Source organism: Rhodococcus sp. 06-470-2, from assembly GCF_002258235.1.
Classification (GTDB): domain Bacteria; phylum Actinomycetota; class Actinomycetes; order Mycobacteriales; family Mycobacteriaceae; genus Rhodococcoides.
This window is the reverse complement of the sequence record NZ_NOYB01000049.1, coordinates 20,410-36,328: the sequence shown is the minus strand read 5'-3', so window position 1 is coordinate 36,328 and position 15,919 is coordinate 20,410. Positions and strand designations below refer to the sequence as shown.

The window sequence follows — 15,919 nt, the reverse complement described above, 5'->3', positions numbered from 1 at the left end:
CTCGGGCCCAGAGGCTGTGTGACAGTTACAGATCACTCACCGACGACGATGTAACCGTCCGTCGTCAGGGTGTTGTCCGGTCCGAAGACCAGGTTGCCGTAGGAACCGGTGGCGGGCTCTCCTGCGTCACTGAAGTTCAGCGCGCCGGTGATTCCGTCGTAGTCGATGTCGGTTCCGGCCTTGACGAGCGGAAGGCACTCGGCGTAGCTGGTGCACTTGGTGCCGTCCTTGGTGACGCTGTTGATGTTGGCAGCGATGTCGGTGCCTGCCGTCGACTTGGCCTGCTCGGCCGCGAGTGCCGAGATGACCACCGCGTCGTAGGACTCGCCTGCGTAGTTGAAGTCCACCAGGGCCGGATCCACGCTCTTGAGGCGATCCTGGAATCCGGTGCCGACGTCGGTCAACGGGGTGGTGCCACGCATCGTGTCCAGCAGACCTGCTGCCACCGACTCTCCGAGGGCGTTACCCATGTTGCCGTCGACTCCGTAGACCAGCGTGCCGTCGGACGGTCCGATGCCGATCTCGTGCATACGGGTGATGATCTTCGCGGACTCCTCGAAGCCGATGATGGCCACGGCGTCCGGGTTGAAGTTCTTCACGCCGTCGACCTCTGCGTTGAACGACTGTGCGTTCGGGTCGTAGATCGTGGTCTGGATCTGGTCCGCCGCGATGCCGGCCTCTTCGAGGTTGTCCGCGGTGTTCGCGGCCAGGCCCGTACCGTACGGGTCGTTGAGCGCGAGGATGGCGACGCGCTGCGCACCGTCCTGGGCGATCAGCTGGGACAAGGCCTGTGCCTGCAGCACGTCGGTGGGTGCGGTACGGAAGTACTGACCCTTGTCCGGGTAGCAGACGAACTGGTCGGACGTGTTGGCCGGCGAGAACTGCACGACGCCTGCGCTGGCGATCTTGTCGATGACCTTGAGCGAGACCGAGGACGACGCCGCACCGACGATGACGTCGGCACCGCCGGCGAGCAGACGGTCGACCGTGGTGTTGGCGGTATCGGTCGTCGTGTCGCCCGAGTCACCGGGGATGAGCGTGACGGGCTGCTCGAGGACGCCACCGGCGGCGTTGACGTCGTTGACGGCCAACTGGACGCCGGCAACTTCGGGCGGGCCGAGGAAGGCCAGGGTTCCGGTCTCGGGGAGAAGGGTGCCCACCACCAGCGGTGCCGTATCCGGGGTTGCCCCGGCAGTGGCCTGCTCGGGCGTGCAGTCGGTGGAGACGGTCGTTTCCGCGGCTGCAGTGCCGCCGCTGGCACTGGTGGAGTCGGTCGAGCCCGAGTCGTCGCTCGACGAACAGCCGAACAGTGCGAGCGAGGTAACGCTCAGCACCGCAGCCGTGCGGACATAGGTCCGAATTGCCATCTAGGTTCTCCTTGAAATTGCTCGTCGATGAAGCGCACCTGAGTTACATGTCGCTCACGTGTGGGTCAGACGCTAATGCTCGGAGCTGATTCGCAAGGCCTAGAACGACGCTCGTGACCTGACTGTGACCTAGGGAGTCGAAGTTTTACGTGGCCGTAGCTTTCGAGGGCCGATCAGCTCTCTGCCACAGGCTTGTTCGCAGGGGTACCGAGCGTGTCGATCACGACCTCCGCGACGGCCTTCATCGTCGTCCTGCGATCCATGGCGGCGCGCTGAATCCACTTGAACGCCTGCGGTTCTGTGAGAGATTGCGATTCCATCAGGATGCCCTTGGCCTTCTCGATGAGCTTGCGCGTCTCGAGCCGGTCCTGCAGATCCACGATCTCGGATTCCAGCGCGGAGATCTCACCGAAACGACTGGCGGCCAACTCCACCGCAGGCATCAGATCGGCTTTGGTGAACGGCTTGACCAGATACGCCATCGCTCCGGCATCGCGCGCCTTCTCCACGAGCTCGCGCTGACTGAACGCGGTGAGAATGACGACGGGCGCGATGCGCTTCTCGGCGATCTCCGATGCCGCATCGATTCCGTCCCGACGCGGCATCTTCACGTCCATGATGACCAGATCGGGACGCAGTTCGACGGCCAACTCCACCGCCTGCTGACCGTCGGCCGCTTCACCGACGACGTCGTAGCCCTCTTCGCGGAGCATCTCCACGAGGTCGAGCCGGATCAGGGATTCGTCCTCTGCCACCACCACACGAAGCGGGGGCTTGCCAGTACCGTGCGCACCAGGAGCGTTCATCTGTATCGGTCTCCTTTGACAGTCATCGCCCATCGGGGCCGTCGAGCATCTGAAGGGTACCGGTGCGCGACGCCGAAAGCGCATCTTCTAAACTCGTCAATCGTTGCTTGAAAGACGCCAGCCCTCGTATCCCAATTGGCAGAGGAAACGGATTCAAAACCCGTCCAGTGTGAGTTCGAGTCTCACCGAGGGCACCACGTGGATACATCCCCGTTCGCGACGTCGGTAATCGTCTTCGTCGATCGCGCCTACAGTGGGGTGATGTACATACCCAGCAGTCTTCGTTGCCACGACACCAGTGCGGGCAGTTTGTGCGCAGCGAAGGTCGACCATCGGTTCGGGGATTCGGCGGACCTGTCGGCGCAGTGGGTCTTCTACACCTGCAGCGCGGACTCCGCACACGAGACCGGTTACGTCGACCGCCTGGTCACTGCCTGAACCATGTTCGTAGAGCGCGCGTACGTCCACACCGACGACGTCGGAGCGGATTGGCCCTTCACCGTGCCCGCAGTCGCCGACCTCGCCCGTGACGGACTCGAATTCCTGGCACCGGTCACAATTCTGGTCGGCGACAACGGTTCCGGTAAATCCACCTTGGTCGAGGCGATCGCCGAGGGTTTCGGAATCGATGCCCGCGGCGGTCGGGCGGCGCAGCAGTCGCGTCGACTCGACGAGGTGACGAGCGCTCTCGGTGAGGTACTCGAGCTCGAGACCACACCGCGGGGTTCTCGCATGCTTCGTGGTCCGCGACAGCAGAAGCGTGGCTTCTTTCTGCGCGCCGAGACCGCGTTCGAAATGGCCGAAAACCTGAGCGGGATGCCGGGATTCTGGGACGAGAACACCGGCGAGATGAGCCACGGCGAAGGGTTCCTGACCATGTTCGGTGCAATGTTGACCGAACCCGGCTTCTACGTCCTGGACGAGCCGGAATCTGCCTTGTCGTTCACCGCGAGCCTGCAGCTCGTTGCACTGATGTCCGAGCTGGGCGACGAGGGCGCGCAGATCGTCTGCGCCACCCATTCACCGATTCTGGCGTCGACCCCCGGTGCCGACATCGTCGAAGTCGGCGAACACGGTCTGCGCCGAAGCACCTGGGACGAACTCGAATTGGTCCAGCATTGGCGTCGCTACCTCGAAGACCCGAACAGCTATCTCCGTCATCTGCTCGACTGAACCGCGGCCATCGACACCTCGGGACGGCGACGCACACTTCCAGGCGAGACCCCCATCGCCCGCTTGAACGCTTTCCCGAACGCCGCCTCCGAGAGATACCCACTGCGCCGGGCCAATTCGGCCAGCGCGACGTCCTCGGAACGCAGGGTCTGATATGCGACCTGCATTCGCCACGTGGCCAGGTAGCTCATCACGGATCGACCGACCAGCTCGGTGAAACGCGCCGAGAACGCCGAACGCGACATGTTCGCGCTCGACGCCAGAGCCGCAACGGTCCACCGCTGGTGAGGATGTCGATGAATCAGGGCCAGAGCAGCGCCGATTCGATCGTCCTGCAACGCTCCGAGCCACCCCGACTGCGCTCGCGCAGTGCCGCCGATCCACGACCGCAGCGCCAGGATCACCAGAATGTCGGACAGCCGGGTGATGACCGCTTCTCCCCCGGGCTCGAGAACTCGGGCTTCGTCCGCCACCATCGCCAGGACGTTCTGCATCCTCGTTTGCTGCGGTCCTGGCTCCGCATCGACGAACACCACGGCAGGAAGCAGACGGACGAGCTGTTGCGCCGCAGGGTGATCCAGCCGCACCGCCCCGCACACCAGAGTGGCAGGCGGTCCTGCTCCTTCACCGTGAGTGATCACCGCATAGCGGTCGCTGACGTACTCGTGCGGGAGGTCGTACACACTCACCGCTCGTGTCGCCGCATCCGCGTCGGCGGCGAGAACATGACCGCGCCCATGAGGGACCAACGCGAAATCGCCTGGCACCAACTCCCGCGTCGGCTCATCGGGAACCGCCAGCAGGCACCGACCGTCCACCACCGTGTGAAACCACAGCGCATCCTCCATGGCGGGCAGGTCGAGACCCCACGAACCGCTCATCTCCGATCGTACGTAGAACGATCCGGTCATCCGTAGAAAGTGCAGGGCCTCACCGAGCGGATCGGGCGATTTCCAAGGGTCGAGTCCACGCATCGATCGATTGTCCCACGACATGGACGATCGGACATCGAATCCGGCGTTTCGCGCATTGTTCATCCTGCCGTTCCGAGCAACAGTGGACGACAGAGCAATTCTCGACGAAAGGATCACCGACCGTGAACATCCACCGAACAGACCCGTCGTGATCGAGCGGGCGTCCTCGGTCGCCACCACCGTATCCGCCGTCGGATGCGGATCGATGGCAGGAGTGCTGCTCGCGTTCTCCGTCAGCGTGCTGCCCGGCCTGGCGACACTGCCGGTACCCGACGCGATCGCCGCGATGCAGAGATTCAATGCGGCGATTCTCGGTCCGGTGTTTCTCGGCCTCTTCTTCGGAACGGCCGTATCATGCACTCTCGCAGCGATTCTCGCCGTGTCGGCCGGTCGGGGTTCACCCCTGCTCGTCGTGAGCGGTGCCGTTCTCTACATTCTCGGCTGCGTCGCGATCACGGCCGTTCTGAACGTCCCCCTCAACGACACGTTGGCCGGCGTGGATCCCGGCAGTGCTGCCGGCGCTCAGGTGTGGCAGAACTTCACCGACACGTGGACGCGATGGAACAACGTGAGGACGATTGCGGCGACTGCCGCCTGCGCTGTCCTGATCGTGGGTCAGGGCAGATCGGCACTGGGCTGATCGGACACCGAATCCTGATGTCTCCTGCGGATTTCTTCCTCGAACCGCGCGATGAGGTGGTCGGTGTCGGCGGTGGAGACATCCCGCGCGCCTTCGTCCATCGCGGCGTCACGCCCCCGACGAAGTGCGGCGAGTTCGGCTTCGAGTTCGTTGTTGTCGAGTACGCGTGGATCCAACATGACCTCCATTGTGGTCCCCCGTCCGCTGCCCCCGCGGGGATTTGCTGTAATCGCGCAATGAACGTCGTTCACAGTTTCGAGCCGATCGTCGGACCGGGCGCAACCATCCTGATCCTGGGGTCGATGCCCGGCGTCGCGTCGCTGGCCGCGCAGCAGTATTACGCGCATCCGCGAAATGCGTTCTGGCCGATCATGGGAACGCTGTTCGGTGCGGGCTCCGAGCTACCCTACGACGAACGCACCGAGCGTCTGCGCGGCCATGGCGTCGCCGTGTGGGATGTGCTGAAGCTGTGCACGCGAGAGGGAAGCCTGGACTCGGCGATCGTCGAATCCTCGATCGAGGCAAACGATTTCGGGAATCTGTTCGCCGAGAACCCTGGCATCGACAGGGTGTTCTTCAACGGAGCGAAAGCGGCCGAGAGCTACCGTCGCCACGTGAGGACGGTGACGCCCCACGTGAGATTCACCCGACTGCCGTCGACCAGCCCTGCGCTCGCCACGCTCGATCTCGCCGCGAAAACGCTGGAGTGGTCGAATGCCCTCAGGCCCGCTCCCGCTTCGGGAAGTGCCGGATGAGACCCTCCTGCACGACAGTGGCCAACAATTGGCCGTCCATCGAGAAGAAGCGTCCGGTGGCCAGCCCACGGGACCCGGCCGCTACCGGCGATTCGGTGGCGTAGAGAGCCCACTCGTCGAACCGGAACGGGCGGTGAAACCAGATGGAATGGTTGACCGTCGCCGCGACGATGCGATCGAGCCCCCACGACAGACCGTGGGTGGTGATGATCGAGTCGAGCACAGTCGTGTCCGACGCGTAGCCCATGGTCGCGGCGTGAAAGATCGAGTCGTCGGGCAGATCGCCGTCGGCCTTCATCCAGACCCGATTGTGGTTGAGCTTCTCGCCGGTGCCGTGCATGATCCACGCCGGATCGTTCGCGTAACGCATGTCGATCGGCTTGAGGGCGTCGACGAACATCTGCAGCCGGTCCTCGTACCCGACGAAGTGATCGCCGAGCGGAGGCAATGCATCGGGGTACGGAACCTCGGGCACCTCCACGCTGTGCTCGAGTCCCTTGCCGAAATCCTGGAAGGCGGCGAGCATGACGAACAGCTCGTTGCCGTCCTGGAAGGCGGTCACCTGACGGTTGGCGAAGGCGCGACCGTCACGCTGCCGTGATACCCGGTACTCGATGGGCTTCTTGACGTCGCCGCCGCGAATGAAGTGCGCATTGATCGCGTGCACGTCCCGCGAGGTGCCCGAGACGGTGCGGCCGGCCGCGATCAACCCCTGAGCCACGAGTTGCCCCCCGAACGTTCGGCTACCCACCTGCTCGGGGTGAACGCCGACGAACACGTCCTCCTCGATCTCCTCCAGTGCGAGGAGATCGAGGAGCGTCTCGAGATCGGTCTTGCGTACAGCTGTAGTGCTCGGCGCGCTTTCGCTGACGCCGGTTCCCCCCGCTTCGACCACTTACCGGTCCTCTTCTCCGATTCGGTGCACATGGATCAAGTTGGTCGAGCCTACTGTGCCGGGAGGGGCACCGGCCACGATCACGACCTGATCGCCCTTGTTGTACCGACCGAGTTCGAGCAGAGCCTTGTCGACCTCTTTCACCATCGCGTCCGTCGAGCCCACATCGGGGACCAGGAACGTCTCGGTGCCCCAGCTCAGCGACAGCTGGCTACGGACCTCGGAGATCGAGGTGAAGGCGAGCAACGGCAGCTTGGTGTGCAGGCGAGCCAACCGTCGAACGGTGTCACCCGACTGGGTGAACGCGACGAGCGCCTTCGCGTCGAGCCGCTCGCCGATGTCACGGGCGGCGTACGAGATGACGCCACGCTTGGTGCGCGGGACGTGTGTCAACGGAGGAACACTGTCGCCCTCGGTCTCGACGGTCTCGACGATGCGGGCCATGGTCCGCACGGTCTCCATCACGTACTTGCCGACCGAGGTCTCACCGGAGAGCATGACCGCGTCGGTGCCGTCGAGCACTGCGTTGGCGACGTCGGACGCCTCGGCGCGCGTCGGGCGGGAGTTCTCGATCATCGATTCGAGCATCTGAGTTGCGACGATGACGGGCTTGGCGTTGGCGCGGGCGATCTGGATCGCGCGCTTCTGCACCAGCGGTACCTGCTCGAGGGGCAGCTCGACGCCGAGGTCACCGCGGGCGACCATGATCGCGTCGAACGCGAGCACGATGGCTTCGAGGTTGTCGACGGCTTCGGGCTTCTCGAGCTTGGCGATGACGGGAACTCGGCGGCCGACGCGGTCCATCACAGCGTGCACGAGTTCGACGTCGGCGGGAGAACGCACGAACGACAGGGCGATGAAATCGACACCGAGGGCGAGGGCGAACTCGAGGTCGGCGATGTCCTTCTCGCTCATGGCGGGAACGGACACATCCATGCCGGGCAGGGAAACGCCCTTGTTGTTGCTGACCGGTCCACCTTCGGTGACGCGGCACAACACGTCGTTGCCTTCGACACCGGTGACCACGAGGCCGACCTTGCCGTCGTCGACGAGCAGGCGGTCGCCTTCCTTGGCGTCCTGGGCCAGCTCCTTGTAGGTGGTCGACACCCGGTCGTGAGTGCCCTCGCACTCCTCGACGGTGATGCGAATCAGCTCGCCGGCCGCCCAGGTGGTCGAGCCCTCGGCGAAACGGCCGAGACGAATCTTCGGTCCCTGCAGGTCGGCCAGAATGCCCACGGCTTTGCCGGTGGCGTCCGATGCTGCTCGAACCCTCTCGTAGTTGGCCTGATGATCGGGGTGATCACCATGGCTGAAGTTCAGTCGCGCGACATCCATTCCACTCTCGACGAGTTCGCGGATGCGCTCTGTGGTTGCGGTTGCGGGTCCAAGGGTGCAGACAATCTTCGTACGTCGGCTCACGAAGGCGAGCCTAGCCGCTGGACGCCGCGTTCTCTATCGCAGACGAGTCCACTCGAATACTACCGATCGGTAGCCGCGCTACCTTGCTGCTGGGACGGTCTGTACCGGTTCAGAGACGGGCGTCACACGACGGCGAGAGGCAGTGCAGTCGGGTGTACTGGGGACGGCAATTCCGAGTGTCCGGTGAGGAAAGCATCGACTCCGTGAGCCGCCGAACGACCCTCCGCGATCGCCCACACGACCAACGACGCACCACGGTGCGCATCGCCACACACGAACACTCCGGGTGCGGTGGTCTGCCAATCCGGACCACACGAGAGCGCACCGCGCTCGGTCAGTGTCAGGCCGTACTCGTCGAGCAACGGACCATGCTCCACACCCTCGAAACCGATGGCGAACAACGCCAGATCGCACGGCAGTTCGACTTCCTCACCGATGGGTGTGACGATGCGACGACCGTCCGCGTCGCGCTGCACCTCCACCTCGGCGAGCACCATCGCGCGAACGTGCCCGCGCTCGTCACCGAGGAATCGCTGGACCGCGACCTGATGACGGACGACCCCACCCTCGGCGTGTGCGGGTGAGGTCCGCAGTACCAGCGGCCACGACGGCCAGGGCGAGAGGCTGTCGTCGCGGGCCCCGGGCAGAGCCGGGTTGTAGTCGAGCTGCGTCACCGACGCAGCACCCTGTCGGTGGGCCGTTCCCAGGCAGTCGGCTCCGGTATCGCCACCGCCGATGATGACCACATGCTTGTCCGCAGCGGAGATGGAGGTGGGACCGTCGCCCTCGCACTCCTTGTTCGACGGCACCAGATGCTCCATGGCCAAGTGGATGCCGTCGAGTTCCCGACCGATGACCTCGGCATTGTCACGGGCCCGCAGAGCTCCGACCGCGAGAACGACCGCGTCGAAGGATTCGCGTAGTTGCTCGACGGTGAAGTCGATGCCGACCTCGCATTCGGTGACGAAATGCGTTCCCTCGGCCCGCATCTGCATGAGGCGCTGATCGAGGACAGACTTCTCGAGCTTGAACTCGGGGATGCCGTAGCGGAGCAGTCCGCCGAGACGATCGTCGCGCTCGTAGACGGTGACGTCGTGTCCGGCGCGGGTGAGCTGTTGCGCCGCAGCCAATCCCGCGGGACCGGATCCGACGACGGCGACTCGCTTGCCGGTGGTGATCGTCGGCGGCTGCGGAACGACGCTGCCTTCCTCCCACGCCAGATCCGCAATGGTCTGCTCGACCCGCTTGATCGTCACGCTTCCGCCGGTGGCCGCCTCGGAGATCGACAGCACACACGCCGATTCACACGGGGCCGGGCACACCCGCCCGGTGAATTCCGGAAAATTGTTGGTCGCATGCAGTCGGTCACTGGCCGCGTCCCAGCGGCCACGGCGCACCAGGTCGTTCCACTCGGGAATCAGATTTCCCAGCGGGCAACCCGCAGTTCCCGAGTGGCAGAACGGGATACCGCAGTCCATGCAGCGACGCGCCTGATCGGAGACCTCGGCGGCACGCTCGCTCGTCGGCTGGTGCGAGTACACCTCGTTCCAGTCCTTGACGCGCTCGCCGATCGGACGCTTGGCGGCCTCACGCTTGACGACTTTCAGAAATCCCTGTGGATCAGCCACGTGCAGCCTCCATGATCGCAGCATCGACGTCGCGCCCTTCGGCGCGCGCCATTCTTGTCGCTTCCAGCACTCGCTGGTAGTCGACGGGCATGACTTTGGTGAACAGCGCAGACCGCCGGGGCCAGTCGGCCAGCAACGAGGTCGCGACGGTGGAACCGGTCCAGCGCCGATGATTCTCGACGGTCTCGCGTAGCCACACCAGATCGTCCGGGTCGGGTGCCTGCAGTTCGACCATCGCCGGGTTCACGTCCGCGGGATCGAGACCGAGGACGAACGCGATGCCACCGGACATACCCGCAGCCAGATTGCGACCGGTCGGCCCGAGAACCACGACACGACCGCCGGTCATGTACTCGAACGCGTGGTCGCCCACGCCCTCGTTCACAGCGATCGCTCCCGAGTTGCGCACCGCGAACCGCTCCCCTGCTTTACCACGCAGATACACCTCGCCCGAGGTGGCACCGTAGAGAATCGTGTTTCCTGCGATCACGTTGTCCTCTGCGACGAACGGCGCATCCTCGGCCGGTCGCACGACTATTCGGCCGCCCGACAATCCCTTGCCGACATAGTCGTTCGCGTCACCGACCAGGTCGATGGTGATGCCCGGCGGCAGGAAGGCCCCGAGAGACTGACCGGCCGATCCGGTGAACGCGATGCGAATGGTGTCGTCCGGCAACCCGACCGCGCCGTAGCGACGGGTGACCTCGGATCCCAGAAGCGTTCCCACCGTGCGATTGACGTTGCGTACCGGCAACTCCAACGTGACCGGGTGGGCGTCCTCCAGCGCTCCCTCGGCCAACTGGATCAGAGTCCGATCCAGCGCGAGATCGAGACCGTGGTCCTGCGCGCGAAGGCGTCGACGCTGCGTCATCGGGGCTCCGTGGCGGTCGACGGGCATCGCGAAGATCGGCGCGAGATCGAGTCCTTTGCTCTTCCAGTGCGCCACTCCGGCTGCCGTCTCGAGCACATCGGCGCGACCGACGGCCTCGTCGATACTCCGGAAACCGAGCTGCGCGAGGTACTTTCGCACGTCCTCGGCGATGAACTTGAAGAAGTCCTCGAGGAACTCGGGCTTTCCGGTGAACCGCTTGCGTAGCTCCGGGTTCTGCGTAGCGACACCGACCGGGCAGGTGTCGAGGTGGCACACGCGCATCATGATGCACCCCGCCACGATCAGCGGGGCCGTCGAGAACCCGAACTCCTCCGCGCCGAGCAGTGCCGCGACGATGACGTCGCGCCCGGTGCGCATACCGCCGTCGCACTGCACGGTGATGCGATCACGCAGGCCGTTGAGCACCAGCGTCTGCTGGGCGTCGGCGAGCCCGATCTCCCACGGAGCGCCTGCATGCTTGAGCGAGGTCAACGGCGCAGCTCCGGTTCCGCCGTCGTATCCGGAGATGAGGACGACATCGGCGTGCGCCTTGCTCACGCCCGTCGCCACCGTGCCGACGCCGACGGAACTGACGAGCTTGACGTGTACGCGCGCCTTCTCGTTGGCGTTCTTGAGATCGTGGATCAGCTGCGCGAGATCCTCGATCGAGTAGATGTCGTGATGCGGGGGCGGCGAGATGAGGCCGACGCCCGGCGTCGAATGTCGGGTCTTGGCCACCCACGGATACACCTTGTACCCGGGCAGCTGACCGCCCTCACCCGGCTTGGCACCTTGAGCCATCTTGATCTGAATGTCCGTGGCATTGACCAGGTAGTCGCTGGTGACACCGAACCGACCACTGGCGACCTGCTTGACGGCACTGCGTCGCGTCGGGTCGTAGAGCCGGTCGACGTCCTCGCCGCCCTCCCCCGAATTGGACCGTCCGCCGAGATTGTTCATCGCCACGGCCATCGTCTCGTGCGCCTCGGCGGAGATGGATCCGTAGCTCATGGCCCCGGTGTTGAACCGCGTGACGATCGACTCGACCGATTCCACCTCGTCGAGCGGAACCGGCGGCCTGACGCCGTCCTTGAACTCGAACAGACCGCGCAGTGCACCGCCTTCGCGTGCGAGCCGGTCCACCTCGTCGGTGTACTTCTGGAACACGTCGTATCGGCCGGTACGCGTTGCGTGCTGCAGCAGGAACACCGTCTCGGGGGTGAAGAGGTGCAGCTCGCCTTCGCGGCGGAACTGGTATTCGCCGCCGATCTCCAACCGACGATGGACGCGGTCGGTCGGATTCTCGGGGTACGCCCGACGATGGCGCAGCTTGACCTCCTCGGCGAGCACGTCGAGACCGACGCCGCCGAGCTTGCTGACCGTGCCCTTGAAGTACTCGCGCACCACCTCGCGATCGAGACCGACGGCCTCGAAAACCTGTGCGCCGGTGTAGGACCCGACGGTCGAGATGCCCATCTTCGACATCACCTTGAGCACGCCCTTGCCGAGCCCGTACAGATAGTTCCGTACCGCGATCGTCGGTTCGACTCCGGTCAGCTCGCCCTCGCCGACCAGATCCTCGATCGACTCCATCGCCAGATACGGGTTGACCGCTGCGGCACCGAAGCCGATGAGCAGCGCGAGGTGGTGCACCTCGCGTGCGTCGCCGGACTCGACCACGAGCGCGACCTTGGTGCGCTCCTTGGTGCGCACCAGGTGATGATGCACCGCGGACGTCGCGAGCAGCGACGGAATCGGCGCACGCGTGTGGTCGGAGTCGCGGTCCGAGATGATCAGCGTGGTGTACCCCGCAGCGATCGCCTCCGACGCCCGGGCACGCAACTCCTCGATGGCCTCGGCGAGACCCTCGCCGCCGCGCTCGACCTCGTACAGCCCACGCAACACCGTGGCCGACAGTCCCGGATGATCACCGTCGTCGTTGATGTGAATGATCTTGTTGAGCTCGTCGTTGTCGAGCACCGGCCACGGCAACACGATCTGCCTGCACGACGCCGCCGTGGGCTCGAGCAGATTCTGCTCCGGACCCATCACCCGCGCGAGCGAGGTCACGATCTCCTCGCGGATCGAATCCAGCGGCGGGTTGGTGACCTGGGCGAACAGTTCGATGAAGTAGTCGTAGAGCTGACGCGACCGCTGCGACATCACTGCGGCCGGGGTATCGGTACCCATCGAACCGAGCGGCTCGCCCCCGGACGCGGCCATCGGCGTCAGCACCACGCGTAGATCCTCCTCGGTGTAGCCGAAGGCGACCTGCCTGCGCACCACCGAGTCGTGGTTGTACTGGATGTGAGCACGCTCGGGCAGGCTCTTGATCTCGAGCAGACCCGCATGCAGCCACTCCTGGTACGGATGTTCGGTTGCCAGTTGGAGTTTGATCTCCTCGTCCGGCACCAGACGTCCGGCGACGGTGTCGATCAGGAACATCTTTCCGGGCTCGAGGCGACCCTTGGCGACGACCTCGGATTGCGGCACGTCGAGCACGCCTGCCTCGCTGGCGAGGATGACTCGGCCGTCCACCGTCTGCCACCAGCGGCCGGGGCGAAGACCGTTGCGGTCCAGCACGGCTCCGACGTAGCTGCCGTCGGTGAACGTCACGCAGGCCGGACCGTCCCAGGCCTCCATCATCGACGAGTGGAACTGGTAGAACGCTCGCACCCGCGGATCCATCGTGCGGTGGTTCTCCCACGGCTCGGGCACCATCATCATCACCACGTGCGGCACGCTGCGGCCGCCGAGGTGCAGTAGTTCGAGCACCTCGTCCAGGGACACCGAGTCCGAGGCGTCGGGGTTGCAGATCGGGAACAGACGCTCGAGGTCCCCGGGGATCAGGTCACTCGACAGCAGCGCTTCGCGAGCCCGCATCCGGTTTCGGTTGCCCTTGACGGTGTTGATCTCGCCGTTGTGCGCAACGTAACGATGCGGGTGTGCCAGCGGCCACGACGGGAACGTATTGGTCGAGAAGCGACTGTGCACGATGGCAATGGCGCTCGTGCACAAAGGATTACGAAGTTCCGGAAAGTAGAGCGGCAGCTGCATCGTGGTGAGCATGCCCTTGTAGACGATGGTGCGCGAGGACAGCGACGGAAAGAACAGCCCCGAGCCTTCGGCCTCGATCTCGGGGGTGACCCGCTCGGAACGCTTGCGGAGCCCGTAGACGAGACGGTCGAGAGCGAGACCGGCCGGACGCGTGCCGTCGACCTCGGGGGTGGTGACGAAGAGGTAGCTCATGTACGGCATGCAGCCGAGGGCGGTGAGGCCGACGTCTGCTCGATCGGGATCGACCTCGACCGGAACCCAGCCCAGGATGTCCAGACCTTCTTCGGCCGCAACGGATTCGACGCGCTCGACGGCCATCGCTCGCTCACGGATGCCCTGCGGCAGAAAACACACTCCGGCCGCGAACGTGTTGTCGCCGTCGGCACCGGCCGCGGGCAGATCGAACGGCGCAAGGGAGGCGAGGAGTTCGACCGGCAGCTGAATCAGAATTCCCGCGCCGTCACCACTGTTGGGCTCGGCACCGGCAGCTCCGCGATGTTCCAGATTCTCCAGTGCCAGAACCCCGTCGGCGACGATCGCGTGGGAGCGGCGACCGGCGATGTCGGCGATCATCGCCACGCCACAGGAATCCTTCTCCGCGCTCGGGTCGTACAGACCTTGCTCCGCAGGCATCCGAGAAAACAGCACCACGATCACCTCCACGTAGGCCGGTGGGGTGCGTGAAGGGCGGTGCAGTGTGTTCGACGCTGCACCGGAAGTCTCGGCAACCCCGCCGGCTGGTCGGCTCGAGTCGACCGGAACGGTCGGAAGAGCCGAATTGAACTGCCTGTCGGGAACTCACCGGGACAGCTCTGGCCCGCGAAAGAAACCGGGATCTCTCCCGGATGGCGAAATCGTAGCAGCTGTCATTCGCATCGATGCAATCGCGAATGCCGGCTGCGACGAATGTGATGGTCAGTCGCGCAACGGCCGACCGTGCTGATCACGGACGCTGCCGGTGAGCATCATGATGCCGTCGATCAACGGCCAGATTCCGCCGATACCGCAGGTGAGCCACGTGACGGCGATCTGCGCAACCGCCATGCCCGGCTGGTTGAGATAGAAGCGCCCGGCTCCGAACGCGCCCAACAGAATGCCGAGCAGACCGGCCGTCAGCTTCTGCTTGTCGGAGAACGGCTCACCGGTGACCGGGTGCCGACCGTACGGAGCCATCGGGTCCATGTATCCGGGCCCGCCTGCGTACTGGGGACCACCGTATTGGGGAGCGCCGTATTGGGGACCACCGTATTGGGGAGCGCCGTACTGCCCGCCCTCATACGGCGGGGGCGGCGGCGCACCGTACTGACCGGAACCATCCGATGGTGGTGGGTAACCGGCACCGGGGGGAGGTCCGAACTGCCCCCGATCGTCGGCATCGGGAGTGCCGTGGCTCGGAGCGCTGTAGTTCGGAGCGCTGTAGTTCGGGTCGGGAGCCCCGTATACGGGACCCGAACCTGCGGGAGAGCCCTTCTCGAACGAGATGGTCGGCTCCGACGGAGTGGATCCGTCGCCTGGGGATCCGTCCGATGACGATGTACCCGATTCACTCACGTCGAACTCCCTTACTCCCGATGCACTACCAGCAAGGGCATCAGTCTCTCAGTTTTCGCCCCTGAGCATCGGTCACATTGCCCACCAGTATCAGGACGCCGTCGACCACGTGCCATACGAAGAGCCCCAGAAGCAGAATCACTCCGAGGCCGAACACCGCCGTGAGGAGAAATCCGAAGAAGAACAAGAGCAACTGCGCGACGCCGATCCCGATACTTCCGATGTAGAAGCGGCCGACTCCCAACCAACCGAGAAACAGCTGCAGCAATCCGCCGACGATCTTCGACTTGTCCGACAGCGGCACGCCGGTCACCGGATCGCGCCCGTACGGTGCATCTGGGCCGACGCCGAATGCGGATCCACCCGGATAGCCGACGGGTACGCCATATCCCTGCTGGCCGTATCCCTGCTGTTGGTAACCCTGCTGCCCGTAATTCGGCTGTTGATAGCCCTGCTGCGGGTAACCCTGCTGCCCGTAGTTCGGCTGCGGATAGCCCTGCTGCGGGTAACCCTGCTGCCCGTAATTCGGTTGCGGATAGCCCTGATGGCCGTGATTCTGCTGCTGGTAGCCCTGCTGACCGTAACTCTGCTGCTGGCCGTACCCCTGCTGCGGGTAGCCGGGGGGTGCCGGAAATCCACCGAGCGGGTTGTCGGTACTGCCGTCCGGGCTCGGTGCCGGGTAGCTCGGCGTGCTGGACCAACCGGGGCCGTTTCCGATACCCGAGTACGTGTCCCACCCCGGGCCCGTGGGACCGGTCGGACCGTGCGAGGGCGCGGACTCCG

At 64.9% G+C, this 15,919-nt stretch carries 13 protein-coding genes, 1 tRNA gene and 2 pseudogenes; 5 read left to right on the top strand and 11 right to left on the bottom strand.

Annotation, left to right across the window (positions count from 1 at the left end):
- Positions 1 to 32: 32 nt before the first annotated feature.
- Positions 33 to 1,367, bottom strand: coding sequence for an ABC transporter substrate-binding protein (locus tag CH276_RS27785; protein WP_032394316.1), 1,335 nt, complete (start codon positions 1,365 to 1,367; stop codon positions 33 to 35).
- A 173-nt stretch (positions 1,368 to 1,540) separates the two neighbouring features.
- Complete coding sequence (locus CH276_RS27780; RefSeq protein ID WP_032394317.1) at positions 1,541 to 2,173, bottom strand: ANTAR domain-containing response regulator; 633 nt, start codon at positions 2,171 to 2,173, stop codon at positions 1,541 to 1,543.
- Between the two features lie 120 nt (positions 2,174 to 2,293).
- Here CH276_RS27780 and CH276_RS27775 point away from each other — a divergent pair.
- From CH276_RS27775 to CH276_RS27765, 3 genes are all read left to right on the top strand, one after another.
- Positions 2,294 to 2,370 (top strand) — tRNA-Leu (locus tag CH276_RS27775).
- Positions 2,371 to 2,434: 64 nt separating this feature from the next.
- On the top strand, positions 2,435 to 2,611 hold the full coding sequence (locus CH276_RS28690) for a hypothetical protein (protein WP_176460594.1): 177 nt from the start codon (positions 2,435 to 2,437) through the stop codon (positions 2,609 to 2,611).
- Positions 2,612 to 2,614: 3 nt separating this feature from the next.
- Positions 2,615 to 3,346, top strand: a complete 732-nt coding sequence (locus tag CH276_RS27765; RefSeq protein ID WP_094629257.1) for an AAA family ATPase — start codon at positions 2,615 to 2,617, stop codon at positions 3,344 to 3,346.
- Here the strand turns inward: CH276_RS27765 and CH276_RS27760 are convergent.
- Positions 3,331 to 4,320, bottom strand: coding sequence for an AraC family transcriptional regulator (locus tag CH276_RS27760; protein WP_094629267.1), 990 nt, complete (start codon positions 4,318 to 4,320; stop codon positions 3,331 to 3,333). The two genes, CH276_RS27765 and CH276_RS27760, sit on opposite strands and share 16 nt — an antisense overlap.
- A 19-nt stretch (positions 4,321 to 4,339) precedes the next feature.
- Here CH276_RS27760 and CH276_RS27755 point away from each other — a divergent pair, with 19 nt between their 5' ends.
- Complete coding sequence (locus CH276_RS27755) at positions 4,340 to 4,960, top strand: anthrone oxygenase family protein (RefSeq protein ID WP_254923881.1); 621 nt, start codon at positions 4,340 to 4,342, stop codon at positions 4,958 to 4,960.
- On the opposite strand, the gene CH276_RS27750 is transcribed toward CH276_RS27755, so the two are convergent.
- The gene (locus tag CH276_RS27750; protein WP_141214795.1) at positions 4,936 to 5,139 is read right to left on the bottom strand and encodes a hypothetical protein; all 204 of its coding nucleotides are present in this window, start codon (positions 5,137 to 5,139) and stop codon (positions 4,936 to 4,938) included. The two genes, CH276_RS27755 and CH276_RS27750, sit on opposite strands and share 25 nt — an antisense overlap.
- Positions 5,140 to 5,196: 57 nt before the next feature.
- On the opposite strand from CH276_RS27750, the gene CH276_RS27745 reads away from it, so the two are divergent.
- Positions 5,197 to 5,715 carry a DNA-deoxyinosine glycosylase gene (locus tag CH276_RS27745; protein WP_045194985.1) on the top strand — a complete coding sequence of 173 codons (519 nt, stop codon included), beginning with the start codon at positions 5,197 to 5,199 and terminating at the stop codon, positions 5,713 to 5,715.
- On the opposite strand, the gene CH276_RS27740 is transcribed toward CH276_RS27745, so the two are convergent.
- From CH276_RS27740 to CH276_RS29385, 7 genes and pseudogenes are all read right to left on the bottom strand, one after another.
- On the bottom strand, positions 5,681 to 6,610 hold the full coding sequence (locus tag CH276_RS27740) for an acyl-CoA thioesterase (protein WP_094629256.1): 930 nt from the start codon (positions 6,608 to 6,610) through the stop codon (positions 5,681 to 5,683). The genes CH276_RS27745 and CH276_RS27740 overlap by 35 nt on opposite strands.
- A complete protein-coding gene (gene pyk / locus CH276_RS27735; RefSeq protein WP_082073683.1) occupies positions 6,611 to 8,029 on the bottom strand; it encodes a pyruvate kinase in 1,419 nt (472 codons plus the stop codon).
- A 122-nt stretch (positions 8,030 to 8,151) separates the two neighbouring features.
- Positions 8,152 to 9,657 carry a glutamate synthase subunit beta gene (locus CH276_RS27730; RefSeq protein ID WP_094629255.1) on the bottom strand — a complete coding sequence of 502 codons (1,506 nt, stop codon included), beginning with the start codon at positions 9,655 to 9,657 and terminating at the stop codon, positions 8,152 to 8,154.
- Complete coding sequence (gene gltB, locus CH276_RS27725) at positions 9,650 to 14,233, bottom strand: glutamate synthase large subunit (protein WP_094629266.1); 4,584 nt, start codon at positions 14,231 to 14,233, stop codon at positions 9,650 to 9,652. The genes CH276_RS27730 and gltB overlap by 8 nt, the downstream gene beginning before the upstream one ends.
- Positions 14,234 to 14,500: 267 nt before the next feature.
- Positions 14,501 to 14,995, bottom strand: a pseudogene (locus CH276_RS29340) (NINE protein); the annotation flags it as partial.
- 181 nt (positions 14,996 to 15,176) lie between these two features.
- Positions 15,177 to 15,440, bottom strand: coding sequence for a TM2 domain-containing protein (locus CH276_RS29390; protein WP_235387202.1), 264 nt, complete (start codon positions 15,438 to 15,440; stop codon positions 15,177 to 15,179).
- A 142-nt stretch (positions 15,441 to 15,582) separates the two neighbouring features.
- A pseudogene (locus tag CH276_RS29385) lies at positions 15,583 to 15,873 on the bottom strand (hypothetical protein); the annotation flags it as partial.
- Between the last annotated feature and the right edge of the window lie 46 nt (positions 15,874 to 15,919).

Excerpts from the sequence above, each read along its gene's own strand:
- CH276_RS27760 (WP_094629267.1), bottom strand. The coding sequence starts at position 4,320 with ATGCGTGGACTCGACCCTTGGAAATCGCCCGATCCGCTCGGTGAGGCC.
- CH276_RS27780 (WP_032394317.1), bottom strand. The coding sequence starts at position 2,173 with ATGAACGCTCCTGGTGCGCACGGTACTGGCAAGCCCCCGCTTCGTGTG.
- CH276_RS27765 (WP_094629257.1), top strand. The coding sequence starts at position 2,615 with ATGTTCGTAGAGCGCGCGTACGTCCACACCGACGACGTCGGAGCGGAT.
- CH276_RS27750 (WP_141214795.1), bottom strand. The coding sequence starts at position 5,139 with ATGTTGGATCCACGCGTACTCGACAACAACGAACTCGAAGCCGAACTC.
- CH276_RS27745 (WP_045194985.1), top strand. The coding sequence starts at position 5,197 with ATGAACGTCGTTCACAGTTTCGAGCCGATCGTCGGACCGGGCGCAACC.
- CH276_RS27785 (WP_032394316.1), bottom strand. The coding sequence starts at position 1,367 with ATGGCAATTCGGACCTATGTCCGCACGGCTGCGGTGCTGAGCGTTACC.
- CH276_RS28690 (WP_176460594.1), top strand. The coding sequence starts at position 2,435 with ATGTACATACCCAGCAGTCTTCGTTGCCACGACACCAGTGCGGGCAGT.
- CH276_RS27755 (WP_254923881.1), top strand. The coding sequence starts at position 4,340 with ATGGACGATCGGACATCGAATCCGGCGTTTCGCGCATTGTTCATCCTG.